Raw genomic sequence first — 5,644 nt, 5'->3', positions numbered from 1 at the left:
AGTAGGTAGAGCAACTGACTTGTAATCAGTAGGTCACCAGTTCGATTCCGGTAGTCGGCACCATTCTTTTGCCTCGATAGCTCAGTCGGTAGAGCAGAGGATTGAAAATCCTCGTGTCGGTGGTTCGATTCCGCCTCGAGGCACCATTATTTGGTGTCATTGCTAAACACGATACACGAATAATTCCTCCTTAGCTCAGTTGGTAGAGCGACGGACTGTTAATCCGCAGGTCACTGGTTCGAGTCCAGTAGGAGGAGCCATTTTTTAAAAGCCGCATCTTTTGATGCGGCTTTTTGGCATCTGCCCTACGCTCATTTCATTTTCTCTGTTTCTCTGTTTCTCTGTTTCTCTGTTTCTCTGTTTCTCTGTTTCTAGCATCGCAAAATATTAAGCCCAATCTCTAAAAAATACTTATTTTACGCTAAAAATTTAATCCTCATCATAATTTCAATACGCATTAGTATGCGCGAATATTCATCTTCACTAAGATGCCCGAGTTATTACATTTCTTCTTTTAGCTATGCCTTGCATAGTGATGACACTTTATTTGTGAGCCAAATATGAAACTAAAAACTCAAGCCTATTTATTATCTGCGATCATATTGCTAGCACTCCTAGCACTGACCGCAACGGGTTTATGGACACTTCGCGTCGCAAGTAACCTTGATAACAAAGCTCGGGTTACTGAGTTATTCAAAAGTGCGTACAGCATTCTTACCGAAGTAGAAAAAATGGCTATCGAAGGCAAAATGCCAGAGGACGAAGCGAAATCATTAGCCACTCGCCTACTTCGTAATAATATCTACAAAGACAACGAATACGTTTATGTCGCAGATGAGAACATGATTTTTGTTGCAGCTCCGCTTGACCCTCAATTACATGGCACAAGCTTTCACGACTTTCGTGATGGAGATGGCAACAGCGTCGGCCAACTTATCTTAGATGTTTTGGGGCGCAAAACAGGTCAAATCGTCGAATATACTTGGAGTCAAAAGCAGGCCGACGGAAGCATTGAAGAAAAACACTCTATTGCCGAGAAAACACCACATTGGGGCTGGGTTGTAGGTACAGGGATCGGCTTTAATGAGGTGAATGCTCGCTTCTGGGCTACCGCTCAATGGCAGCTTGTACTGTGTTTAGTTATCGCGGGGAGTATTCTCGGTGGCCTGATAATCTCGATTCGCAAGATGCTCAATCTACTAGGTGGAGAGCCAAACGATGTGCGCAAAGCCGTTCAAGCTGTCGCACAAGGCGACATTCAGACCAGTTTTGATGCAGTGGCGCCGAGAGGAAGTATCTATCGTGCGGTGCAAGATATGAGTCAATCACTAGCCACCATGGTGACAAACCTTGAGAAATCCATGCACGCACTGCGCGCTGAGTTATCTGCCGTAGAATCTCGCTCAAATACGATTGCCGATCTCACCGTATCTCAGCAGCAGTCAACAGCAATGATTGCCACTGCGATGACTGAAATGGCATCTTCAGCCAACCATGTTGCCAACTCGGCAAGTGATACAGCAAACAACACAGACGAAGCCGATAAACAAAGTCAGCATACTCAGAAGCTGATTCACAGTACTGTTGAAAACATTCAAGGTTTGGCTTCTCAATTAAATACTGCAAGTAAAGCGGTCGCCGATCTAGATCAGGATGTAAATAGTATAGTGAAAGTGCTCGATGTAATTGGCGATATTGCAGAGCAAACAAACTTACTCGCACTCAATGCTGCCATTGAAGCAGCACGTGCCGGAGAGCAAGGTCGAGGCTTTGCCGTTGTTGCCGACGAGGTGCGTAACCTGGCAGGCCGAACACAAGATAGCACTAAAGAGATTCAGCATATGATCTCCAACCTGCAAGAAGGTTCCCGCAACGCTATTCACACAATGGAAGTGTGTGCAGAAACCAGTGAGGGCACAGTAACAGAGTCTAAGAATGCCTCTGAAGCTCTGCAGCAAATTGTAACGGCTTTAGAATCTATCACCGCAATGAGTCAGCAGATCGCGACCGCAGCAGCCGAACAAACTCAGGTTAGCGATGATATTGCGCAGCGTGTCAATCTTATCGAGGAAAGCGGAAGCCAGCTCAACTCTGTGGTAACGGAGAGCCAATCAAGCACTCAAAGTTTAGCTTCGCTGGCGGATGAGCTAGAAGGTTGGGTAAACAAGTTCTCTGTAAAGCACTAGGTTAAAGTCAATTGTTTAGTATAAAGCACGTTTTCAAGCGTGCTTTTTTTGTTTTTATCCATTTACTCTACTTTCAAACTCCTACCTCTCCATTAAAGAAAGCTTAGTTAATGGTGTATTTGTATCAAAAATGCATAAAAACAGCCCACTCCGAGCACATTTTCATCAAACGATATTTTATTTTAATTTTATGGTTGACCTAAGAGCCGAAAAACCGTTTAATACACCTCGTCGCCCGGATAGCTCAGTCGGTAGAGCAGAGGATTGAAAATCCTCGTGTCGGTGGTTCGATTCCGCCTCCGGGCACCACAATTTATTAATTGTTGGTGCTTAGCACGAACAATAGTTAAAGAATATAGTGTGCCGACTTAGCTCAGTAGGTAGAGCAACTGACTTGTAATCAGTAGGTCACCAGTTCGATTCCGGTAGTCGGCACCACTTATTAAAATTTGTTCCTCCTTAGCTCAGTTGGTAGAGCGACGGACTGTTAATCCGCAGGTCACTGGTTCGAGTCCAGTAGGAGGAGCCATATTAGAAAAAGCCGTATCTCTTGATACGGCTTTTTTGCATTGGTTTAAAGTCAAACTCTTTTCTACTCATGTCACTCAGGAAAGAAAATCAGAGTTTAGATCATTACCTTGAAGGCATCGCTTAACTTAGATTGGAATACCTGCTCACCAACAACTCTGCTTTCTATCGATAGTCCCACCATAAGCAATGTTCACCAATAAATAATAATCATAGTGGGTGGCACACATCTCCCAGATCAAAAAAGCCAGGTAAAACCCAGCTTTTTGCTTAAATCAACCAACTCAGCTTAAACCACCGAGACAAATATACTTTGTCTCCAAATATTCATCGAGCCCTTGTTTCGCACCTTCTCGGCCAACTCCTGACTCTTTGACTCCACCAAACGGGGCCACCTCAGTAGAAATAATCCCCTCATTGACACCAACCATGCCATATTCCAGACCTTCGCTGAAAGCAACAATACGCTTGAAGTTATTCGTGTAGAAGTAACAAGCCAAACCATACTCTGTGTCATTCGCCATTCCGAGAACTTGTTCATCATTCTCAAAGGTAATAATAGGTAACACAGGCCCGAATAGCTCTTGCTGAACAATCGACATATGCTGCTTGACGCTATCCAAAAGAACGGGCTCCATAAAGCGCCCAGAGCGTCTCTGCGGAGAGTTGGCAATAGAAGCCCCTTCTTGTACAGCTTGATCGATCACCGCCTCTAGACGATGTTTAGAAGCCATCGTAATAACAGGGCCTAATGTGACACCGTTATCTAAACCATTACCAAGCTGTAATTTGCTTAACTTCGACAATACTTTTTCAATAAAAACTTGTTTTACACCTTCATGAACATACAGCCGATTGGTACAAACACATGTTTGCCCTGCATTACGGAACTTCGAAGCGACAAGCCCTTCCGCCGCCGCATCTAAATCTGCATCGTCAAAAACAATAAAAGGTGCATTACCACCTAACTCCATCGAAACCGCTTTGACAGAGTCACTGGCTTGTTTCATCAAAATCTTCCCGACTCGCGTAGAGCCCGTAAAAGAAACTTTCTTAATCCTAGGATCAGTACTTAGTACTTGGCCAAACTCAGCTGCCTGCTCTGATATCACCACAGGAAGCAGTTCTTTTGGGATTCCTGCCTGATAAGCTAATTCAACAACAGCAATTGCAGTAAGAGGAGTAAGCTCAGAGGGCTTGATCAACATGCCACAGCCTGCCGCCAGGGCTGGTGCTGCTTTTCTTGTAATCATCGCAATAGGGAAGTTCCACGGCGTAATTGCAGCGCATACCCCTACAGGCTGGCGAATAGCAGACAGACGTCGATCTGTCGTGGGGGCAGGTATAACTTCGCCATAAGCACGTTTGGCTTCTTCTGAGAACCACTCGACAAAAGAGGCGCCATACATCACCTCCCCTTTACTCTCGGTTAATGGTTTTCCCTGCTCTAAGGTAATAATTGTGGCAATGTCTTCTGCATTATCAAGGAGTAATTGATACCACTTTTTCAAGCGACGAGAGCGCTCTTTGGCACTTAACTTTGCCCAGCGAATTTGCTCGGTTTTACACTTACCAATAATGTCATCTAATTCCTCAAGAGCACTGGGCTTTAATCGAACTAACTCTTGCTCAGTTGCAGGGTTGATGACCACAATTCCCTCTTCGGAAGACCATTGTTTAAATACGGATTTCAAGGTTTCATTTTTTATTTGTTGCATCATCAAACTTACTCCTACGAGAACTCCTCTTAGGTTAATCTTTACTAGCAAGATCAGCAAAGAAAACAAAGTTTTCTAAAAGACATGAATGTTCGAATGACTTTATTCTCTTAACAGTCTAGACGCTCATTCTCTTCCGATGACTAAATCAGACTAGCGGTAACAAACTCCAGCAATCCATTCTCCTAGGGACTATCCAGAACACTAGAACGATGAATATTTGCGAAGTAGTAGTAGAAAACTCTTATTAGAGAGGAGCGTTAACGAAATACGCAGTGACAAGGATACAGACTACAAGCTAGCTTATGCGAATTCTCTGGTCTAATGACCGGCATAACCCATCAGTCCCCAGCATTTACTATAGGCTCGAATCTGTAGAGAAATGGGCAAGATTACATTCAACTAGAATTGTGCAACTTGGTTACAGAGAAAGCTAGCACTACAGATACCAAAAGTCTTAGTCTTTCAAGTGAAGCTTAATATAAGTGGCAGCGGTTCTGGGCTACTAACAGGCCTTTTCCGCGGGACTCATTCGATTGAAGGGGAAAATATACTCGCATTAACGAAAAAGCCCCAGTCTTTCGACTGGGGCTTAATATAAGTGGCGGAGTGGACGGGACTCGAACCCGCGACCCCCGGCGTGACAGGCCGGTATTCTAACCAACTGAACTACCACTCCGCAGTGGTATCACYCGCTTGTAATCAGCAAGTGTCCAAATTTAAAGCCTGGCGATGTCCTACTCTCACATGGGGAAGCCCCACACTACCATCGGCGCTATTTCGTTTCACTTCTGAGTTCGGCATGGAAATCAGGTGGGTCCAAAACGCTATGGTCGCCAAGCAAATTCTTTACGTTTTGTTTTAGGCTTTAATTTAAAGTCCAAAACAAACAATAAATGGTGCTGATACCCAGAATCGAACTGGGGACCTCATCCTTACCAAGGATGCGCTCTACCGACTGAGCCATATCAGCACATTATTTGTGTCCCTAAGGACTAAAAAAGCCCGCTTTTACAAACGGGCTCTCTTAACTTTTGTCTTCAACTTTTTAAAAAGGAGAAAACTAAATTTAAAGCCTGGCGATGTCCTACTCTCACATGGGGAAGCCCCACACTACCATCGGCGCTATTTCGTTTCACTTCTGAGTTCGGCATGGAAATCAGGTGGGTCCAAAACGCTATGGTCGCCAAGCAAATTCTTTAATTCGGAAAG

Annotated in this window: 2 protein-coding genes, 7 tRNA genes and 2 rRNA genes; 6 read left to right on the top strand and 5 right to left on the bottom strand. The window is 44.4% G+C overall.

What is annotated here, in order from left to right; genetic code table 11:
• The first annotated feature begins 70 nt into the window (after nt 1-70).
• The 6 genes from R2S67_RS22465 (at nt 71) to R2S67_RS22440 (ending at nt 2,715) form a co-directional block, all read left to right on the top strand.
• Nucleotides 71-146, top strand: a tRNA-Phe gene (locus R2S67_RS22465).
• Between the two features lie 38 nt (nt 147-184).
• Nucleotides 185-260 (top strand) — tRNA-Asn (locus R2S67_RS22460).
• Between the two features lie 300 nt (nt 261-560).
• A complete protein-coding gene (locus R2S67_RS22455; protein WP_317347125.1) occupies nt 561-2,186 on the top strand; it encodes a methyl-accepting chemotaxis protein in 1,626 nt (541 codons plus the stop codon).
• A 233-nt stretch (nt 2,187-2,419) separates the two neighbouring features.
• A tRNA-Phe gene (locus tag R2S67_RS22450) sits at nt 2,420-2,495 on the top strand.
• A 53-nt stretch (nt 2,496-2,548) separates the two neighbouring features.
• Nucleotides 2,549-2,624: transfer RNA gene (locus R2S67_RS22445), tRNA-Thr, on the top strand.
• Between the two features lie 15 nt (nt 2,625-2,639).
• Nucleotides 2,640-2,715 (top strand) — tRNA-Asn (locus R2S67_RS22440).
• A gap of 283 nt (nt 2,716-2,998) precedes the next feature.
• Here R2S67_RS22440 and R2S67_RS22435 read toward each other — a convergent pair.
• The 5 genes from R2S67_RS22435 to rrf (R2S67_RS22415) all read right to left on the bottom strand — a co-directional run bounded on the left by R2S67_RS22435 (nt 2,999) and on the right by rrf (R2S67_RS22415) (nt 5,623).
• A complete protein-coding gene (locus tag R2S67_RS22435) occupies nt 2,999-4,435 on the bottom strand; it encodes an NAD-dependent succinate-semialdehyde dehydrogenase (RefSeq protein WP_164667179.1) in 1,437 nt (478 codons plus the stop codon).
• A 599-nt stretch (nt 4,436-5,034) separates the two neighbouring features.
• Nucleotides 5,035-5,111: transfer RNA gene (locus tag R2S67_RS22430), tRNA-Asp, on the bottom strand.
• Nucleotides 5,112-5,156: 45 nt separating this feature from the next.
• Nucleotides 5,157-5,273, bottom strand: a 5S ribosomal RNA gene (rrf, locus tag R2S67_RS22425).
• Between the two features lie 56 nt (nt 5,274-5,329).
• Nucleotides 5,330-5,405 (bottom strand) — tRNA-Thr (locus R2S67_RS22420).
• A gap of 101 nt (nt 5,406-5,506) precedes the next feature.
• Nucleotides 5,507-5,623 (bottom strand): 5S ribosomal RNA (gene rrf, locus R2S67_RS22415).
• Nucleotides 5,624-5,644: the final 21 nt, after the last annotated feature.

The organism is Vibrio sp. T13N (assembly GCF_032970445.1).
Taxonomy (GTDB): domain Bacteria; phylum Pseudomonadota; class Gammaproteobacteria; order Enterobacterales; family Vibrionaceae; genus Vibrio; species Vibrio diabolicus.
Note: the sequence above shows the minus strand (reverse complement) of the source record. Positions and strands in the feature narration are given on the sequence as shown.